The 17535-nt window shown below is 54.6% G+C and carries 20 protein-coding genes and 1 pseudogene; 13 read left to right on the top strand and 8 right to left on the bottom strand.

The features are described from left to right. The first annotated feature begins 18 nt into the window (after window positions 1–18). The 3 genes from Q1W70_RS23590 (at window position 19) to umuC (ending at window position 2440) form a co-directional block, all read left to right on the top strand. Window positions 19–600 (top strand): hypothetical protein, encoded by a 582-nt coding sequence (locus tag Q1W70_RS23590; RefSeq protein ID WP_302098118.1) that lies wholly within the window; start codon window positions 19–21, stop codon window positions 598–600. Window positions 601–738: 138 nt separating this feature from the next. Further along, window positions 739–1173 carry a LexA family protein gene (locus Q1W70_RS23585; protein WP_302098117.1) on the top strand — a complete coding sequence of 145 codons (435 nt, stop codon included), beginning with the start codon at window positions 739–741 and terminating at the stop codon, window positions 1171–1173. Then, the gene (umuC, locus tag Q1W70_RS23580) at window positions 1160–2440 is read left to right on the top strand and encodes a translesion error-prone DNA polymerase V subunit UmuC (RefSeq protein WP_302098909.1); all 1281 of its coding nucleotides are present in this window, start codon (window positions 1160–1162) and stop codon (window positions 2438–2440) included. Before Q1W70_RS23585 ends, umuC begins: the two co-directional genes overlap by 14 nt. Window positions 2441–2459: 19 nt before the next feature. Here the strand turns inward: umuC and Q1W70_RS23575 are convergent, their stop codons facing one another. Continuing rightward, window positions 2460–3338, bottom strand: coding sequence for a patatin-like phospholipase family protein (locus tag Q1W70_RS23575; RefSeq protein ID WP_302098116.1), 879 nt, complete (start codon window positions 3336–3338; stop codon window positions 2460–2462). A 156-nt stretch (window positions 3339–3494) separates the two neighbouring features. On the opposite strand from Q1W70_RS23575, the pseudogene Q1W70_RS23570 reads away from it, so the two are divergent. The 4 genes and pseudogenes from Q1W70_RS23570 to Q1W70_RS23555 all read left to right on the top strand — a co-directional run. Continuing rightward, a pseudogene (locus tag Q1W70_RS23570) lies at window positions 3495–3692 on the top strand (TetR/AcrR family transcriptional regulator); the annotation flags it as partial. Between the two features lie 42 nt (window positions 3693–3734). Further along, on the top strand, window positions 3735–4148 hold the full coding sequence (locus Q1W70_RS23565) for a TetR family transcriptional regulator C-terminal domain-containing protein (protein ID WP_302098924.1): 414 nt from the start codon (window positions 3735–3737) through the stop codon (window positions 4146–4148). Window positions 4149–4169: 21 nt separating this feature from the next. Next, on the top strand, window positions 4170–4847 hold the full coding sequence (locus Q1W70_RS23560) for a glutathione S-transferase family protein (protein WP_145307937.1): 678 nt from the start codon (window positions 4170–4172) through the stop codon (window positions 4845–4847). A gap of 12 nt (window positions 4848–4859) precedes the next feature. Beyond that, window positions 4860–5558, top strand: coding sequence for a glutathione S-transferase N-terminal domain-containing protein (locus tag Q1W70_RS23555; protein WP_302098115.1), 699 nt, complete (start codon window positions 4860–4862; stop codon window positions 5556–5558). A gap of 57 nt (window positions 5559–5615) precedes the next feature. Here Q1W70_RS23555 and Q1W70_RS23550 read toward each other — a convergent pair whose 3' ends face one another. The 5 genes from Q1W70_RS23550 to Q1W70_RS23530 form a co-directional block, all read right to left on the bottom strand. Beyond that, window positions 5616–6362 carry a YkgJ family cysteine cluster protein gene (locus Q1W70_RS23550; protein WP_302098113.1) on the bottom strand — a complete coding sequence of 249 codons (747 nt, stop codon included), beginning with the start codon at window positions 6360–6362 and terminating at the stop codon, window positions 5616–5618. 151 nt (window positions 6363–6513) lie between these two features. Then, window positions 6514–6987: a DoxX family protein gene (locus Q1W70_RS23545; protein WP_094468396.1), complete on the bottom strand. Its 474-nt coding sequence runs from the start codon at window positions 6985–6987 to the stop codon at window positions 6514–6516. 35 nt (window positions 6988–7022) lie between these two features. Continuing rightward, window positions 7023–7787, bottom strand: a complete 765-nt coding sequence (locus Q1W70_RS23540; RefSeq protein WP_302098111.1) for an HvfC/BufC N-terminal domain-containing protein — start codon at window positions 7785–7787, stop codon at window positions 7023–7025. After that, window positions 7784–8638, bottom strand: coding sequence for an MNIO family bufferin maturase (bufB, locus tag Q1W70_RS23535; RefSeq protein WP_302098110.1), 855 nt, complete (start codon window positions 8636–8638; stop codon window positions 7784–7786). Before bufB ends, Q1W70_RS23540 begins: the two co-directional genes overlap by 4 nt. 28 nt (window positions 8639–8666) lie before the next feature. Beyond that, window positions 8667–8957, bottom strand: a complete 291-nt coding sequence (locus Q1W70_RS23530; RefSeq protein WP_208668277.1) for a BufA1 family periplasmic bufferin-type metallophore — start codon at window positions 8955–8957, stop codon at window positions 8667–8669. Window positions 8958–9219: 262 nt separating this feature from the next. Between Q1W70_RS23530 and Q1W70_RS23525 the strand changes: the two genes are divergently transcribed. The 4 genes from Q1W70_RS23525 (at window position 9220) to Q1W70_RS23510 (ending at window position 11556) form a co-directional block, all read left to right on the top strand. After that, a complete protein-coding gene (locus Q1W70_RS23525; RefSeq protein ID WP_302098109.1) occupies window positions 9220–9792 on the top strand; it encodes a sigma-70 family RNA polymerase sigma factor in 573 nt (190 codons plus the stop codon). After that, on the top strand, window positions 9789–10430 hold the full coding sequence (locus Q1W70_RS23520) for a DUF1109 domain-containing protein (RefSeq protein ID WP_302098108.1): 642 nt from the start codon (window positions 9789–9791) through the stop codon (window positions 10428–10430). The genes Q1W70_RS23525 and Q1W70_RS23520 overlap by 4 nt, the downstream gene beginning before the upstream one ends. Before the next feature lie 112 nt (window positions 10431–10542). Further along, complete coding sequence (locus tag Q1W70_RS23515) at window positions 10543–10908, top strand: histone-like nucleoid-structuring protein, MvaT/MvaU family (RefSeq protein ID WP_302098107.1); 366 nt, start codon at window positions 10543–10545, stop codon at window positions 10906–10908. Between the two features lie 117 nt (window positions 10909–11025). After that, window positions 11026–11556 carry a transposase domain-containing protein gene (locus Q1W70_RS23510; RefSeq protein WP_302098104.1) on the top strand — a complete coding sequence of 177 codons (531 nt, stop codon included), beginning with the start codon at window positions 11026–11028 and terminating at the stop codon, window positions 11554–11556. Between the two features lie 191 nt (window positions 11557–11747). Here the strand turns inward: Q1W70_RS23510 and Q1W70_RS23505 are convergent, their stop codons facing one another. Both Q1W70_RS23505 and Q1W70_RS23500 read right to left on the bottom strand, forming a co-directional pair. After that, a complete protein-coding gene (locus tag Q1W70_RS23505) occupies window positions 11748–12245 on the bottom strand; it encodes a VOC family protein (RefSeq protein ID WP_302098103.1) in 498 nt (165 codons plus the stop codon). Between the two features lie 20 nt (window positions 12246–12265). Further along, the gene (locus Q1W70_RS23500; protein ID WP_302098100.1) at window positions 12266–13165 is read right to left on the bottom strand and encodes an AraC family transcriptional regulator; all 900 of its coding nucleotides are present in this window, start codon (window positions 13163–13165) and stop codon (window positions 12266–12268) included. A 728-nt stretch (window positions 13166–13893) separates the two neighbouring features. Here Q1W70_RS23500 and Q1W70_RS23495 point away from each other — a divergent pair. Both Q1W70_RS23495 and Q1W70_RS23490 read left to right on the top strand, forming a co-directional pair. Continuing rightward, on the top strand, window positions 13894–16182 hold the full coding sequence (locus Q1W70_RS23495; RefSeq protein WP_302098099.1) for a thiamine pyrophosphate-dependent enzyme: 2289 nt from the start codon (window positions 13894–13896) through the stop codon (window positions 16180–16182). Beyond that, entirely contained in the window at window positions 16179–17498 is a 1320-nt protein-coding gene (locus Q1W70_RS23490; RefSeq protein WP_302098098.1) for an MFS transporter, read from the top strand. The genes Q1W70_RS23495 and Q1W70_RS23490 overlap by 4 nt, the downstream gene beginning before the upstream one ends. Window positions 17499–17535 lie beyond the last annotated feature (37 nt).

Below are 17535 nucleotides of genomic sequence, written 5' to 3'. Positions count from 1 at the left end.
CAATTCTTCGAGAGTGCTATGAGCGACAATGATCGTTTGAAATCCCGCCTCACCTTCAAGTCCTCTGAGTTTTTCACCTTTCAGGGAACAGACGAGCAGTATCTTGCGAGGGTCAAGCTCACTCCGTCTCGACTCATACGGGTAACGCTACACGACTTCAAAGCATGCTTCACCACACGGCAGGCTTATGAAATAGCGTCTGGTCTAATCAAAGCAGTAATTAACTCGTTTGATCATAATCACCCCAAGCCGGATAAGTCTAATATCCAGACAGCTCATGATCATTGGACTGCTCTCATTGAGCGCCATGATCCGTTTGGATCACAAGAAACATCTGATCTGCTCCAACTTGTGATGACAGGTCGACGTTTCCTCATTGAAGGAGCTCTCCTGGATCCTGAGCCGATGGTGGAATTTAAGGACGGTGAAGAGCCTATCCATGACTTTCAGATCAGACTAGAAGGCCAATACGTCTTAATGTGTTTTGGGTGGGTTGGTTGGAGACTCAGCCGAAGTGAGGCTCAGTGGTTGGCGGAACAGCTTTGGACTGCGGTTTTTTTGGCAACAAAGCCGAGCCCCGCAATCAGCAAACAAAATTAGGTATCCCTCACGACCAGAGCCGTGCCATCCGCTGATCTGGCGTCATTCCCTTTGGTCTATTTTTCGCGCTCGACATTGACCATCAACCGCCTTCGACGTTTACTGTATGTATGTACAGTTTTGGTTAAGGCACCCACCATGAGCGTCACAATAATTGGCCAGTTAGGAGGAGGGGGAGTCCAGCTCCCGTTCTACTCGTTCAAAGTCCCAGCCGGCTTCCCATCCCCTGCGGCTGATCACCTTGAACAACACATCTCCATCGACGAGCTGTTGGACATTCGAGCCCCGCATATCTATCTGGTGCGCATCGAGGGTCGCAGTATGGAGGGTGCAGGGATTTTTGATGGTGATATGGCTGTGGTTGATCGCTCGATCACCGCTGAACACGGGCACATCGTTATTGCTGCAGTGAACTGCGAACCTGTCTGCAAGCGTCTCTGTAAGCAAGGGCCCAACATCATTCTCATGTCAGAGAACAGCGGATTTCCACCTCGCTATATCCTCGAAGGCGATGAGCTGATCATCTGGGGTGTGGTGACTTTCAGTGTGCGTGCTCATGATCCAAAAGCCTGAGCCTGTCTTCGCGTTGATCGACTGCAACAGTTTCTACGCGAGCTGTGAGCGAGTATTCCGTCCTGACCTGGCGAAAACGCCCATCGTGGTGCTGTCGAACAATGACGGCTGTGTGATCGCTCGAAGCGCGGACAGCAAGCCGTTCGTTAAAATGGGCGAGCCGTACTTCCAGATCAGGCACAAACTCAAGCAGCACGGCATCGTGGCGTTCTCGTCGAACTACGCATTGTATGGGGACATAAGTGAGCGTGTGATGAGTGTGATCGAATCTCTGGTACCTGCCGTTGAGGTTTACAGCATCGATGAAGCTTTCGCAGATTTGGCAGGCGTACCAGGTGATCTAGAGACGCTCGGGCGGCGTATCCGTGCGCAGGTTTATCGGAGTACCGGCATACCAGTCGGTGTGGGTATCGCCGGCACGAAAACCCTCAGCAAGCTTGCCAACCACGCGGCGAAAAAGTGGCAAGCTCAGAGTGGTGGCGTGGTCGATCTTCGTGATCAAACCAAGCGCGACTGGGTACTCAAGAAATGCTCGGTCTCGGACGTATGGGGTGTCGGACGTAAGATGACTCTTCACTTGGAAGGTATGGGCATTAAGTCAGCTTGGGATCTCTCCAAAACCGATCCCTGGACGTTGCGCAAGAAATTCAGCGTAGTGATTGAGAAGACCGCACGGGAGCTCGCGGGTACGCCATGCCTTGAGCTCGATGAACCTGACCCACCGAAGCAAGAGATCTGCTGCAGCCGGATGTTCGGCAAGCGTCTCACCGAGATTGCACCGATCAAAGAGGCCGTGGCGACCTACATGATGCGGGCCACAGAAAAACTCAGAGCCCAGCACTCACTGTGCAAGAAAATACGCGTGTCTATCCGCACCGGCATGTTCAATCCGGAGGAGGCCAAATACGCCAATGGAGTTCTGGTTGAATTGCCGTATCCAACTGACGATGTCCGGTTGATGACAAAGGCTGCTGTGGAAGCAGTGGATCGAGTCTTCCGGCCAGGCTTCAAATACAGCAAAGCCGAGGTGCTTCTGGTCAATCTGTGTCAGAAAGGTGAGTACACGGAAGACCTCTTCGCGATCTCGCAGCCGGTTGCCACTGAGAAAGTCATGGGTGTGTTGGACTCAATTAATGAACGCTGGGGTAGGGGAACGCTGCGTTTGGCGAGTGTGCCGGCCGACCCGGATTGGGGGATGCGTAGGGAGATGATGAGTCAGAGCTTTACGACGCGGGTGGATCAGCTTTGGACTGTGTACTGCAAATGAGCAGTGACTTGCTAAAGCACTATCCATTCTCCTTGCCTGCATGATGGGTGTGCGCCTGCAGCGAATCCGGAACCCCGATTCGTATCAATCCCCCTCCTTCAATCCACGTTTGGGTCGAATGATACGCGCGCTGCAGCAGTTGATCGGTCTGGCTGAAGTCGAAAACCGAGGCGTCCAGTGGGCACAAGGGGGCGACGACATGGATAGAGGCGCGCGGGGAGTATAGTTCAATGTCGCGCACCAATTGGCGCATGCTCATGAGGTTCAGTGTGTGCAGGGCTAGCGCCACGAGCCCGAGGGGCGGTGTCGGGCAAGCACAACCGAAACCGGTGGGTACCACCACGATCCGCGTTGCCCCTAGGGCAACCGCACTGGCAATTGGCGTATTGCTGGCTACGCCGCCGTCGATCAAGAACTTTTTGCCGATTCGCACGGAGGGAAACACCAGCGGAATTGCAGCACTGGCGAGCAACGCCTGTTCAGCATTACCACTGGACAGCAGTTCTTCGGCACCGCTGAGCAGATCGGTGGTGACGATATGCAATGGCAATTCAGTGTCTTCGATCTGCTCGAACGGCAGCGATCGGCGCACGAGGCGCTGTAATGCTGACGCGCGTAGCAGATGTCCGCGTCGCTGCAATATCGCCGTGAGCATGTCGAGTACCGAGAACGGGAACACATCGTCCTTGCGCAAACCTCGCCAGAAGTCCGCTAGCTCGGCCACACCCTGTGCATTCGGCCTGGCGGCGAAGTACGCACCGTTGATGGCGCCGACTGACGCTCCCACCACTAGGTCGAATGTAACCTGCGCCTCGACCAGCGCTTTCAACATACCAACCTGAACCGCGCCCAGACTGCCGCCACCCGCGAGGACAAGTGCGGTTTTTACCGTGGGCATGGTTTGCCTCCAATGGTTACCTGCTACAGACGTTACAAGCGTAGCTGGTGTGAATGCGCTTCCCCAATCCCAACACTCGCGACATTAAAGCGCCAAACCGGTAGGTGAGTCGTGTGGTCAGGTGCTAGCTTTATTTTGTGTCGGTCGATACAAAACATGTGTTACCTTCTACGGCAAACCTGCAGAGCACTCCAGTCAATGGCCCGGCCTCGTACATTCGATGAATCAAAGGTTCTAACCTCCGTAGTCGAGGCATTTTGGACTCAGGGATACGAGGGCACTTCAACCAGAGACCTTGTCAGGTGCACAGGCCTTAACCAGCCAAGCCTTTACAACGCTTTTGGTGACAAGCGCAGTCTTTATCGTCACGCCCTTGAGCATTATCTGGAATGTGGCGTGCGTGAGCGAATTCGGCGCCTCGAGGAGTTGCCAGATCCAGGATTGGCCATTACCGGTTTCTTTGCAGAAGTGTTGTATCGCACGCTGAACGATCCGCTGAATCGTGGGTGCCTGTTGGTGAACTCTGCCCTCGAAACGAATGCAGAGGATGCAGACTTGCGTCAGGCAGTGTCAGAAGAACTTGAGACCATCCGCAGTTTTTTTGAAAGCCGCCTACATGCCTTCAGCTTGCAACGCGCAGTCGCCACAGGGATCGATGCAAAGCAGGGCGCTCATCACTTGCTCAGCGTATTACTTGGGATTCGCGTGTTGGCACGGATCAATCCGGATCCTGCGTGTGTAACCGACGCTATTGGAATTGCACTCACCAGCCTGGGGCTTCCGCCCTTGGCTCTTTGCGACACTCAATGAAAGCCACTGTACGGAGTCGACATGATCAAGTTCTACTATCACCCGTCTCCCAACCCCGCGAAAGTCGCTCTTTTCCTGGAGGAAGCAGGTCTTGAGTACGAGCTCATCCCTGTCGATACGCGAAAAGGGGAGCAACACGATCCGGCGTTTCTCAAGATCAACCCTAATGGCAAGACACCGGCCTTGGTTGATGGCGATAACGTTGTGTTCGACAGCAACTCCATTCTCATCTATCTGGCAGAGAAGACCGGAAAATTCTTGCCTGCCGACAACCTGAAAGCACGCGGCGAAATGTATTCCTGGCTGATGTTCGTCGCGACAGGCATTGGCCCTTACTCTGGTCAGGCCGTGCACTTCAAACACTACGCACCCGAACCCAAAGACTACGCCGTTACTCGTTACACCTTCGAAGCCTGGCGTCACTGGTCAATCATCAATGATCGCCTGTCCAACCTGCCTTACATGCTCGGAAGTGAGTACACGCTAGTGGACATGGCCGTGTGGGGGTGGGCGCGAGCGGTTCCATTCATATTGGGGGATGACGCTTGGGCAAAGCTCCCGAACGTCAAACGCCTCCTCGACGAAATCAATACGCGACCTGCTGCACAGCGTGCGGAAGCATTGAAGACCCAGCACAGTTACAAGACCGAAATGGATGCTGACGCCCGTAAGGCAATGTTCCCGCAGATTGCTCAGTAAAGGTGCCAGGTCATGATCGATTTGCATTACTGGACTACTCCAAACGGCCACAAGATCACTTTGTTCCTTGAGGAATCGGGTGTGCCTTATCGCATCGTGCCGGTGAACATCGGGAAGGGGGAGCAGTTCACTCCATCGTTTCTGAACATCGCGCCCAATAACCGCATTCCGGCCATAGTCGACCATTCGCCACTCGATGGTGGTCAACCGTTATCAATCTTCGAGTCGGGTGCGATCTTGTTGTACCTGGCAGATAAAACTCATCAGTTCATTGCTGATGATCTGCGAGGTCGTAATGAAACCTTGCAGTGGCTGTTCTGGCAGATGGGCGGGTTGGGGCCAATGGCAGGGCAGAACCATCATTTCGTCCAATACGCCCCGGTGCCAATTCCCTATGCGCAGGAGCGCTACGTCAAGGAAACCGCTCGATTGTATGGCGTGTTGAATAAACACTTGGCGGATGGCCGTGACTACATCGCTGGCGACTACAGCATTGCCGACATGGCCAGTTATCCATGGATTGTGCCCCACGTCCGGCAGCAGCAAGACCTTGCCGACTTCCCTCATTTGGCTCGCTGGTTTGAGCGAGTAGGTGATCGACCTGCGACAAAGCGTGCATACGCGATGGCGGAACGAATCAACACCGCTCCGGTCGTCGACGAGGAAACACGCAAGCTGCTATTCAATCAGGACGCGAGCACGGTTCGATAAGCGATCGTTGGTGAAGAGCAATCCATCATACATTTATGTTCGGTCTGTGAAGGCAGTTCATAAAGTATGGAAGATGTAATCGGTGGAATCGTTGGCAGCCATTGCTAGATTCGCCCTGGCCAATCGTTCACTGAGTGATGGATCATCGACCCGTACTAGCCACTCATAATCTGGATGATCCTCTGAGTTACCTATGGCGCTGTCTATCGCCTCTAGCAAATTTGTCCGAGGCGGAAAATAAACGGCCAGCGCATTGTCTTTCCAGCTCGCCACATTTAATCCCAGTTGCGCACAAATGGCGACTTTGCTTGTGGCGTCGGAGTTGTCTGCCAGTCGAGACTGATGGATGAGCGCTTCTAGCGCTGGATTGGCTTGTCCATCGGTACATAGAATATCGTTGCTCTCCCACGCTTCTGGCGGGCACACCTTGTTGTCTTGGCGTAACGGGATAAATGGGTTGATTTCCATTGGATAAATTCGACAAACCAACGGGCGCTCGTCGTAGATACCGCACAGATTATCCGCTCTGAGGTTGGGACATTGCTCGAGGGCTTTGCCAGCAAATACGGCGATGACGTTTATCCGGGCATCGCCACAACGAACGCTTACCGACCGACCTTTGGCGTGGGCGAATTCCTCTGATGAACGAGGCCAGTTCGATTCATCGAAGGCTTCGACAATCACTGCGACTTCATCCCCCCGAGTCAGCCACTGTTGTGCCTCAGCTAACGTCAACGGTATCAGTCTGCCTTTGCAGCAAATACCGCAGCCTACACAGGAAAATCGGACGACATTACTTTGCATGTGAATTACCTGGAAGTTGCAGCCCTACGGAAGGCGGGCGTTGTACTGGCGTGATTTGCGGCGCACGGAGAACGAAGCGTTTAGCGGTACACGGGTTGCCGAAAACCATGAACAAGGTTGCTTTCTGAAACCATGCTCAATGGTGAAGGTTTCATCGGATGCCCAGCCGCCGATCAAGTGAAAGTGATCCAGCCCCGCGCGCGACTATGAGCAGCAGTAGGCCTGCCCAAGAGAGGTGAGTTGGCCAGGCATCGGGGTACACAAACACTTCGATTACAAAGGTCATGCCCAGCAATGCCAATGCTGATAGACGGGTAAACAGACCCAGCACCAGAAGCACAGGAAACAGATGCTCGCTGTACGTCGAGAGGTGCGCCGCCAGTTCTGGAGAGATCAACGGCAATGCGTACTCCGTACGGAAAAGCTCGTATGTGCTCGGAGTGATTGTCATAAAGTCCGAGACTTTGGTGCGTCCGGACATGAAGAAAATGGCGGCAATAGCAATGCGCGCCACCAGAACCAAAAACGAATCGCCGATGAGTGTGCTCAGCCGGTTCGCGACGAGATTCCAGAGTCCGCGCAGGGAGTGGTCAGCGGCGGGTGAGCGGGTTTGGAGAGTGTCCATGTCGTGCTCCTTTAATGATGTCAGTAACCGGTTTTTCAGGAGGAAAGACCCAAGTCCATAGAAACGAATGCATCGGCACTCACCAGGCGGATAATGAGATTCTCCAGATTCAGGTCTGGTTCGGCTTCAATGGCTTTATCTGCCGCGAGATCGAGGGGCAGGTGCGCTGTACAGGCGTCGAGAAAGGCACAATCAGCAGCACTGGCGGGTTGCCAATGCACGCGACCGGCTTTACGTGTCAGCAGCGCGCCTTCACCTTGCCATTCGAGTTCCTCTGGCATTTCCAGTTGTTCACGATTGACACGCCATATCGTGTAGGCCGGGCAGTCAGGTAACCAGAGCCAACCGGCTGCGGCCCTTGGTGTCAGCCACAGATTGCCAAGTTCTGTCTCGGTAAACTGCGACAAGTCGCTCAGCTCCAGACCCGGTTCATCATTGGCGCAATGAACGTGTGTCCAGAGCATATCCAGCCGGGCGACACCGCCTAAGTAAGGCATTTCTCTCGCAGGCTCAAATTCGTCGAGAAAGCGGGGGAAGTCGGTGCCGTAGTGCAGCAACCGGGCATCCGTTGGCGGCGAAAGGCGTGCGTATATCGCCACCGCACTTCTGAGCCAGTCAGTACCCACCAGGCGCTCAACAGTTGGAAAGTTGGCGAGCAGCGCATCAGTCGAACCCTTGAGTACTGTATTGCGATACACCGTAAAACCAGGCTGACTGGTAAGTGAGTCCATGAGGGATGATTCGATGCCATGCAACGCATCCACGAATGCATCCTGAAAACTCGCAAGCGATGGTTTCATATCGCCACCTGCAATCGCTGGTTTTGCCCAAGGTTCAACACGGTCTGTGCCCGGTTGCGTTCGGCCAGTAAAACGTCGAAGTCAGGGATATGATCATCACGTTCAATCAGTGTAGGGCGCAGGCCGATCCTCTCGATCAGACGTCGATACAAAGACCAGACGTCCTCGGCGATAGGGGCATCGTGGGTATCAATCAGTAACGTGGAGTTGCCAGGATCTTCGGCGAATCCTGCTAGATGAATCTCCATGATCGCTTTCGCCGGAAACGCATCCAGATAGGTAGACGCATCGAACCCCAGGTTATGGGCGCTGATGTGCACGTTATTCACATCCAGCAGCAAACCGCAGCCCGTTCGCCGACTCAGCTCGGTGAGAAAGTCGAGCTCGCTGTAGTCATGTCCATCAAAGTGCAAATAGTGGGTCGGATTTTCGATCGCAATGCGACGTCCGAGGATATCTTGTGTGCGTTGAATATTGCCTGCGATGCGCTGCAAGGCTTCTCCGGTACGGGGAAAGGGCAGTAGGTCAGGATGGTACTTTCCGCGCCAGGTTGACCACGCCAGATGCTCGGAGATTAAGGCCGGTTGAACGCGATCCGCGAGCATTTTCAGACGTTTCAAATGCTCTTCGTCCGGCGGGCAATCGGCGGCCAGTGATAGCGATACACCATGCAACGACAGTGGGTGTCGCTCAACAATGGCTTCCAGCCATGCCAAACGGGGGCCACCGCCAACCATGTAGTTTTCCGGATGAACTTCGAACCAGAGACCCTCGACGGTACACTCGAGGGCGTCCTCATAATGGTTCGGTTTGAGACCGAGTCCGGCCCCGATCTGGAATGGCTTATTCATGATTGGCGTGTGCCCCATGGTGACGGTATTACATAGGTGTGAGGGTGCCGGTGCCTTTTGGCGTCTTGATGCTGGTGCAAGTACCCGCTGGAACGTTTTTCCAGGCGTTAGGCTGGTAGTCCATTTTGGCAGTGCCTGCACAGGTGGTGCCGGCGCCGGCTTTGCAATCGTTGTGACCAGCCATGGCAACGCCGTAACATTTTTCCATGGCACCTGCTTTATCCATGGAACCGGCTGCGGTTGGGGTCTCTGCGGCAATGGCGCCAGCGGCGAAGGAAGAAAAGGCAACGGCGAGGGCGGCAAGTTTCAGATTGTTCATGGCTGTTACTCCGGGATCATGGGGATGGGTCGTCGTATCAGTGCAGGATGCTCTGTACTTGCGATCCGATAAGTAGTTCGCTGGCTTCTCCTTTCCGGTTACAGCCACCACAAAATATTTTTCAAAAACTTTTCATAAGCCGCAAACAAGGTCGATTGTTGCCTTACGTCCTTGAGCGCAAGCATCATCCGTTGCCTGTCGTCAGGGCTGGCGTTGTATAGGTACAAAAAAATTTTTACTCTTCGTGTAACCAGGGCGGACGATGGAACGAACTACATGTAACGACGCGTTGCGCAGCCGAGAGATGCAGCTTCAGGCTCTGTTCCTCGCAGGCCTTGAGGGCGACGAGCGGGCTTATCGCTCGTTCCTGTCGGTGTTAAGTGGTCATGTACGCGGCTTTTTGCGCGCCCGGCTGCAACGCCAGCCCAGTGAAATCGAGGACTTGCTGCAAGAGGTGCTGCTGGCCGTGCATAACGGTCGCCATACGTATCAGACGGATCAACCCCTGACGGCGTGGGTTTTTGCCATCACCCGCTACAAACTCACAGATTTTTTCCGAGGACGGTCGCGCCATGAGGTCTTCAACGACACACTCGACGATGCGGCGGAACTGTTTGCCGAGCCTCACCTTGAACCGGCGCAGGCCAGTCGCGACCTGGGCAAGTTACTTGAGCAATTACCTGAGCGTCAGCGTCTGCCGATCATGCACGTGAAGCTTGAGGGATTGTCCGTCACAGAAACTGCGCAAATTACAGGATTGTCGGAGTCAGCCGTTAAGATCGGCGTCCATCGCGGGCTTAAAGCGCTGGCACTGAAGATTAGAGGTGCACTATGAAAACTGATGATTTTATTGGCATGCTCGCCTCCGGGATAACCCCGGTAGACCGGCATGCGCTTGCCAAACGCTTCAGTGTTGCGGTGCTGGCAGGGCTTGTAGTTGCCACCTTGCTGGTGACGATCATATTGGGTGTCCGTCCAGACCTGGCCACAGTTGCAACAACCCCTATCTTCTGGGCGAAGATCGCCTTCCCGCTGAGTCTGATGATCGGCGCTCTGAGCGTGGTGACGCGACTGGCAAGACCTGGAGTAACTCCGGGCACCGGAAGCCTCCTGATCGGTGCAGCGGTGGCAGCGGTGTGGGCCGGTACCCTATATGTCCTCATGACTGCAGTTCCCGATACGCGCGTCGCGATCATTCTGGGTAAGACTTGGCGGGTATGCGCGATGAACATCACCTTGCTCTCGATTCCTGGGTTTATTGCTGTTTTCTGGGCCCTACGCGGGATGGCCCCGACGCGACTGTCACTGACGGGTGCCTGTGGTGGATTATTGGCGAGTGCGATGGCTACGATTGCCTATTGCCTGCATTGCCCTGAAATGGAGGCTCCATTTTGGGGGGCCTGGTATTTGCTGGGTATGTTAGTTCCGACTGCCTTAGGCGGATTACTAGGGCCGCGATGGCTTCGCTGGTAGCAATAATGGTTGATAATGCCTCGGTGGCTCTTCATGGATTTTCGCTCCAAGAGCAAAAGATGTGTTAGCCGAGCGCTTTTTTCGTACATACAAATCACATATGAGATTTACCATGTCCAAACTCGCAGAATTCCGCCAACTCGAAAAACACCTAGCTGAACAGCTTCAAGCGCTCGAAGCCCTGAAAGGCGATGCTGGCCTCAAGCAAGAAATTGAATTTGAGACCAAGCTGCGCGCCTTGCTTGCCGAATACAGTTACAGCCTGCCGAAAATGATCGCTCTTCTTGATCCGCAAGCGGGTCGTCGCGCTCCAGCAGTCGAATCCAAAGCCGGGTCTCGCAAGCCTCGTCAAGTGAAGGTCTACAAAAATCCTAACACCGGTGAAGTCGTCGAAACCAAAGGCGGAAATCAACGGACGCTGAAAGAGTGGAAGGCCGAATACGGATCAGACACGGTTGAGTCCTGGCTGGCAAAGTGATTTTGGGTTGAGTACAAAAGGGCCCGAGAGGGTAATGCCAGTCAGTTAAGCCTCATTGCTTGACCTTTGGCCGCAAGAAATCAAAATCCGATGCCTGAATAGGCATCGGATTTTTTTATGCGTCTGGCTCGGGCACTGGAACTGACCCACAACTTCGTCTCGACTCCCAATTCCCTCGAGAGATTGGACTCGTTGCTTGATCCATCTCTGGTCGAACAGGCCTTGGAACAGGCCGGTGTCGCCACCTTGCGCAAGCGGCGCTTACCTTTGGAAATGATGCTTTGGTGCGTCATCTCTATGGCGTTTTTTCGGCGCATGTCGGCGTGGGATGTGGTCAGTCGCATGAACATCATGCTGCCTGGACAACGTCCGCTGGTCGCGCCCAGCGCCGTAGTCCAGGCCCGTCAGCGGTTGGGCAGCGAGGCCGTACGACAAGTCTTCGATCTGACTCAGAAAAGCTGGCATGAAGCGGCCGGCCATCCGACCTGGGCCGGGTTGCGTTTGCTGGGTGTCGATGGCGTCGTCTGGCGAACGCCCGATACACCCGAAAACCGTGCGCGTTACGACTCCGCCAGCAACCAGCATGGCGATACCGGTTTTCCTCAGGTACGCATGGTCTGCCAAGCCAGTAGGCTTTTGATGCTCTGATCGCTTCCAAGCGAGCCAAGTGATAGCGTTCCTGGTGCCATGGCGGGTAACTAGCCGTGTTCTGCCTCAATGCACCAGACCGATGTGTAGGTGGTGTGTGACCGTAGCCCAGGCCGATCGGCCAGCTTGTGAACCGCACTTTAGTTCATCAACTTTTGGTTGAAAAAAAGCCCGAATCTCGGGCTTTTTCTCTATGGTTTTACGCCTTCCCACATCTCGACGTAGGGATGGGAGCAGAACTCGATGGTGTTACCCCAAGGGTCTTCGCAGTAAACGATTTTGTAATTCTTCACCGGATCAATGGTAAGAATTTCCGTCCTCGCTTTTCCGCCTGCAGCTTCAAGCCGTTCCACCGCGAGATGGATGTCTGGCGCGGTTAACCCGATGTGGTTGTAGCCTTTGCGCCAGTAGGTGAATGTCTCGGTGCCTGGATCGACCTTGGTCTTTTCGAAATGGAAAAGCTCAAGACCCACGTTGTCACTGGTGGCCAGGTGGGCGAAATGAAAAACTCCGAATCCCCTCCCATAGATTTGCGTGGCAGGCGGGCCGAGAAGCCGATCGTCTTCTCTAACGGAGAGCGGCCCAGCAAGAAGCCGAAAATCCAAGGTTTCGATGTACCAAGTGATAGCTGCCACCAAATCAGGTACGGTCAACCCGAAATGGGGCGCGCTAAAAGGGCGTGCAAGCAAATGATTTACTCCTCTAAAACTCAGGCTCGCCTGAGGGTTTGTCGGGGTGTTTCTCCATAACGTTGTTTGTACTCGGTACTGAAACGCCCCAGGTGGGCGAAGCCCCAGCGCAGGGCTACACCCGCAACGTTGGTTGCTTCCCCATTTACGAGTTCCTCGCGCACGTTTTCCATACGTAGGTCGCGCAGGTATTGCATAGGGCTAACGCCAAGAAACTCTCGGAATCCAGAATAGAGGCTACGAAGGCTTACGCCCGCGATCCCCGCCAACTGTTCGGGCGAAATCTGCTCGTGGGCATGGGCGGTAATGAAGTCCTGCGCTCTTCGCACATGACGGGGCAAGATGGTGTTCCGGCGAGCAGGCGCGGCTTCGCTGTAATTGTGCTGATGGGTGGCCAGCAGGACTGACGTCGTCAATTGCTCGATCTGCGGGAGCACAAATTTGTGCTGAGCCAAGTCAGGGTATTGAACGGCGCACTCCATGAGATAGGAGAGCAAGCAACGCCATGCTGGGCTGCTGCGCCAGGCGAACGAGTGCTCGAATCTTAAAGGGTCGTGCAGCGGATGCCCTAAGTGACCGACCAGAGTACGTTCCAGGAGGTGTCGGGAAACTCGCATGATCAACTGATCCATGTCATGGCTCCATTGCATATGAGCCGCGTCCGACGGACTCAAAACAGATGCAACGTCCCCTCCATCCATGAGCTTTTGGTTGCCTACGGTGATGTTCGCAGTGCCGCCAATCGGCATCTGAATCAGAAAGCATCCATCCAACGGGTCACAGTCGATCTCGACCTTAGCACCGTACCTCAGACGGCTGATGGAGATTTCTCCTAGTGCGAGGTGGTGCATCCTCGCGTCCAATTTCTCCGACCTGTCCATCTGAACGATGCGGTGCGGCTTCATGACTCTGCTAACCATCGATCGAGCTTCCTCAAGGCTGGACGACGCAAAAAGCAGCTTATCTGGGGTGCTGAGCAGTTGATCTATGGAGCCCATAGACGGGTGAGTTCGGCCTGAGGCATTAGGGGATAACGCGTGGTTTTGCACGGTAATACTTCCTGAAAGGTAGCTGGTACCCAGCCTCTTTTATTGTTATTCGAAGCTCTGATCACCCCAACGCCGACGCTTCGAAATTAGACGGCGTTATATGATTATTCATGCACTTCGTTGGCCATTAATCTCATGAGGTCAGGGAAAAATCAATCCACCCTACATCGCTTCCCTAAGTGCTCATTTTTGGGTAATTCAGGCGCAGCCGCTCTAGTCTGCGGCTTTGAGTCTCGAATGAGTTTTGGAACTTTTTTTAGATGACAGCGTGTTGCGTAAATGCGCCATGAAATCACGTTTTTGAGTGCTTATCAGGGTGGTGGAGAGGTGTCACCTGCAACCTGCAGTCTACCGTCAAAGAGAAGGTTTCAGCGTCGAAGTTTCTGCTGTTCACAGGGAGCGTCGCGCAACAAATTAAGGCTTTTTGCGCCATTTTTGCGCGCCATTTAGCGGATTCCTCCATCCTGTGCAACAACTATCCGCTCTGTGCTTTTTGTGAAAACACATGATAAATCATGCATTGACGGGCCGCGCCTCTAGAGGGAAAAGTAAAGGCCATTAAGAACAAGCTTGACGGGCTGAACCCGAGAGGAAGCACGATGGCCGAAAGATCGTTTGTTGAGGAAGTCAAAACGCTGAGGATGGGCGCTGGTGAGGTCTTCAGTGGTGAGGGCATCCTGGCGGTAACCAAGGCTTTACTGGAGTCGGGAGTCGCCTACGTCGGCGGCTACCAAGGTTCTCCAATTTCTCACCTGATGGACGTTTTGTCGGACGCCCAGGATATTCTGGCGGAGTACGGTATCCGCTTCGAGAACAGTGCCAGTGAAGCCACCGCTGCGGCTTCTCTCGCCGCATCCGTCAACTATCCGCTACGCGGCGCCATTACGTTCAAGGCCACTGTCGGCACCAACGTCGCTTCCGACGCCTTGGCGAACCTTGCGTCAGGAGGTGTGACAGGCGGTGCCCTCATCATCGTGGGGGAGGATTACGGTGAAGGCTCGTCCATCATGCAGGAGCGCAGCCATGCCTTCGCGATGAAGTCTCAGATGTGGCTGCTAGATCCTCGCCCAAATCTTCCGAGCATCGTTCAATCGGTCAAGGATGGCTTTGAGCTCTCTGAGGCGAGTAACACGCCTGTGATGCTGCAGATGCGCATCCGCTCATGTCACTTGCATGGTCAGTTCATTACCTCTGACAACCGCCCTCCGGCCTTCACCGTAAAGGACGCACTTGAGAATCCCACGAGGGACTTGAGTCGGATCGTGCTGCCACCGGCGAGCTTCCTGCATGAGCGGGAGAAAATCGAAAAGCGTTGGCCTGCGGCCATCGAATTCATTAAGGAAAAGCAGCTCAACGAGTTTTTCTCGGAGGGCGCAGCAGATATCGGCATTGCTCTGCATGGCGGACTCTACAACACGGTTATTCGAGCTCTCCAGAAGTTGGGGCTTGCTAATGCTTATGGGGACTCCAAGGTTCCTCTATACGTGATGAACGTCGCCTACCCATTAGTGGATGATGAACTTGAGCGATTCGCTCAGGACAAGCGCGCCGTGCTGGTTGTTGAGGAAGGACAACCCAATTTCGTTGAGCAAAACATTGCAGCCATCTTCCATCAGCGTGGCCTCGATACAGACATCCATGGCAAGGATGTCTTGCCACTGGCAGGGGACTACAACACGGCGACAGTGCTCAAAGGGTTGCGTAGTTTCCTGACCAACGTTGGTGTCCTGAAAGATCTTGCTCAGGTTGTGAAGGTGCAGCCTGCACCCATCCACTTCGATCCATTGATTGGAGCGGAGCAGAAAGGGCTAAGCGTTGCCAATGACGATTGGAAAGGCGAGCGGATCCCTTTGACGGAGTTGGCCGTCTCCGATGTGACCGGTTCCTCGGTCGCGGCGAAAGCAGAACTGCTGCCCCTGGAGGAGACGGTGCATGCCCGGCCACCAGGGCTTTGTACAGGTTGTCCTGAGCGTCCAATTTTCACTGCTGTGAAGCTGATCGAACGCGAGCTTGGGCCTCACCACTACAGCGCCGACATCGGTTGTCACCTGTTCTCCATTCTCCCCCCGTTCAACCTGGGCAACACCACCATGGGTTACGGTTTGGGCGGTGCCGCTGCGGCAGCATTCACTGTGGCACCTGGCAGTGCCGCTGCTCAGAAGCGAGCGATCGCGGTAATGGGTGATGGCGGTTTTTGGCACAACGGTCTCACCAGCGGTATCGCGAACTCCGTATTCAACAAGAGCGACAACCTCACCATCATCGTCGACAACAACTACAGCTCGGCAACCGGTGGGCAAGATGTGCTTTCATCGCGCGCGGTCAATCCAACCCGTAGCACTGGCCATGAAATCGAGCAGGCGGTGAGAGGGGTCGGGGTGAAGTGGGTGCGTACAATCAAGCGTACCTATGACCTCAAAGCGATGACTGCGACGCTGCGCGAGGCTCTCACGACCAATGAACCTGGGCCTAAAGTTCTCATTGCGCAAAGCGAGTGCATGCTCAACCGCCAGCGCCGCGAGAAAAAAATAACGCGCAAAGCGCTGGGCGAAGGGAAGCGTGTAGTTAGAGAGCGTTTCGGTATCGATCCCGATACTTGCACTGGCGACCACTCCTGCATTCGTTTGTCTGGCTGCCCGTCGCTTTCTATCCGTGATAACCCGGATCCGCTACGCCAAGATCCGGTGGCAATGGTCATGGACAGCTGCGTGGGTTGTGGCAACTGCGGCGAGGTGGCACATGCGGCGGTGCTGTGCCCATCGTTCTATCGGGCGCAGATCGTGAGCAATCCTACCTTCATGGATCGCCTGGGGCAGAAAATCACCAGCAGCATCATCGGATGGTTGCAGCGCGGGGAAGCGAATCGTCGTGCGAGGTACGCGCTATGAATACTGCAGCAGCTAAAGGTGGCGCTGCTGTCGCTACCGCCGCGAATCCTCCAGCGAAGGTGACCACAAGGGTGCTGTTTGTCTGCTGGCTCGCGATCCTGTTCGAAGGCTATGACGTAGGCGTGATGGGAGCCATTCTTCCTTCGATGGCTGAAGAAAAAGCCTGGAACCTGACTCCCCTAGAGTTGGGGGCTTTAAGTAGCTATGCGTTGCTTGGCATGTTCTTCGGCGCCTTTTTAATTGGCACGCTTAGCGAACTGGTTGGACGGCGACGCATGCTGCTGATGTGCGTGACATTGTTCTCACTGACGATGGGAGGAGCGGCTTGGGCGCCGACACCAGAATGGTTTGGTGCTTTCCGCTTCATTGGGGGGCTAGGCCTGGGTGGTGTCATCCCTGTAGCTGCAGCGCTGACTATCGAGTATTCCGCTCAGCATCGGCGAAGCTTCAATTACGGGATTATGTATTCGGGCTACTCGATAGGCATTCTCACAGCGGCAGCTGTAGCGATGTGGCTGATACAGGATCACGGATGGCGGACTGTTGTGGGGCTTGGCCTCATTCCGTTGATCGCGATCTTGCCGATGGCTTGTGCGCTTCCAGAGTCCCTTGAGAATCTGGTTAGCAGGGGGCGGCAGGAACAAGCTGAGCAATTGGCAAAAAAGTTTGGCGTTTCGATGCCACAGCGAGCGCAGCAAAGCGAGTCCCCTACGGCTGGATGGCGTCAAGTGCTTGCCGAGGTTTTCTCAAAGCGTCATCTCAGAGCAACCGTTTGTTTCTGGTTGGCGTTGTTCTGCGGGCTTCTTTTGATCTACGCACTCAACACGTGGCTGCCATCGATCATGCGCCGTAATGGTTATGACCTTGGATCAAGTCTGAGTTTGCTGATTGTTTTCAGTCTAGCCTCGGCGATTGGCGGCATGTTCTTGGGTAAAGCAGCGGATCGCTTTGGTGTGCGGGTGATGGTGACTTTGTTTTATCTACTGGGCGCGTTGGCGATTTTCGCGCTGATGTGGCAACACTCGATGTTCATCAATTACGTCCTTGTTGCTGTAGCGGGGGTTGGAACCATTTCAGCCTCTTTGATCCTGACCGGTCATCTTGCAAGTTACTACCCCTCTAATGTTCGTGCCGCTGCAACGGGCTGGGGACTGAGTTTTTCCCGATTAGGTGCAATGACCGGCCCGATATTGGGCGGTTACGTTGCCGGAAGTGGCCTGGGAGTAGAGTGGAACTTCGTTACTTTCGCTGTGATTGCGGCACTAGCTGCTGTTGCGGTGGCTTTTCTTCCCCGGCGCTCGGGTGAGCAAAAGTGACCATGAACTTTTGTTTGATGCAGAAAAACAAATACTG

Source organism: Pseudomonas kielensis, assembly GCF_030505375.1.
Lineage (GTDB): Bacteria > Pseudomonadota > Gammaproteobacteria > Pseudomonadales > Pseudomonadaceae > Aquipseudomonas > Aquipseudomonas kielensis.
Note: the sequence above shows the minus strand (reverse complement) of the source record. Positions and strands in the feature narration are given on the sequence as shown.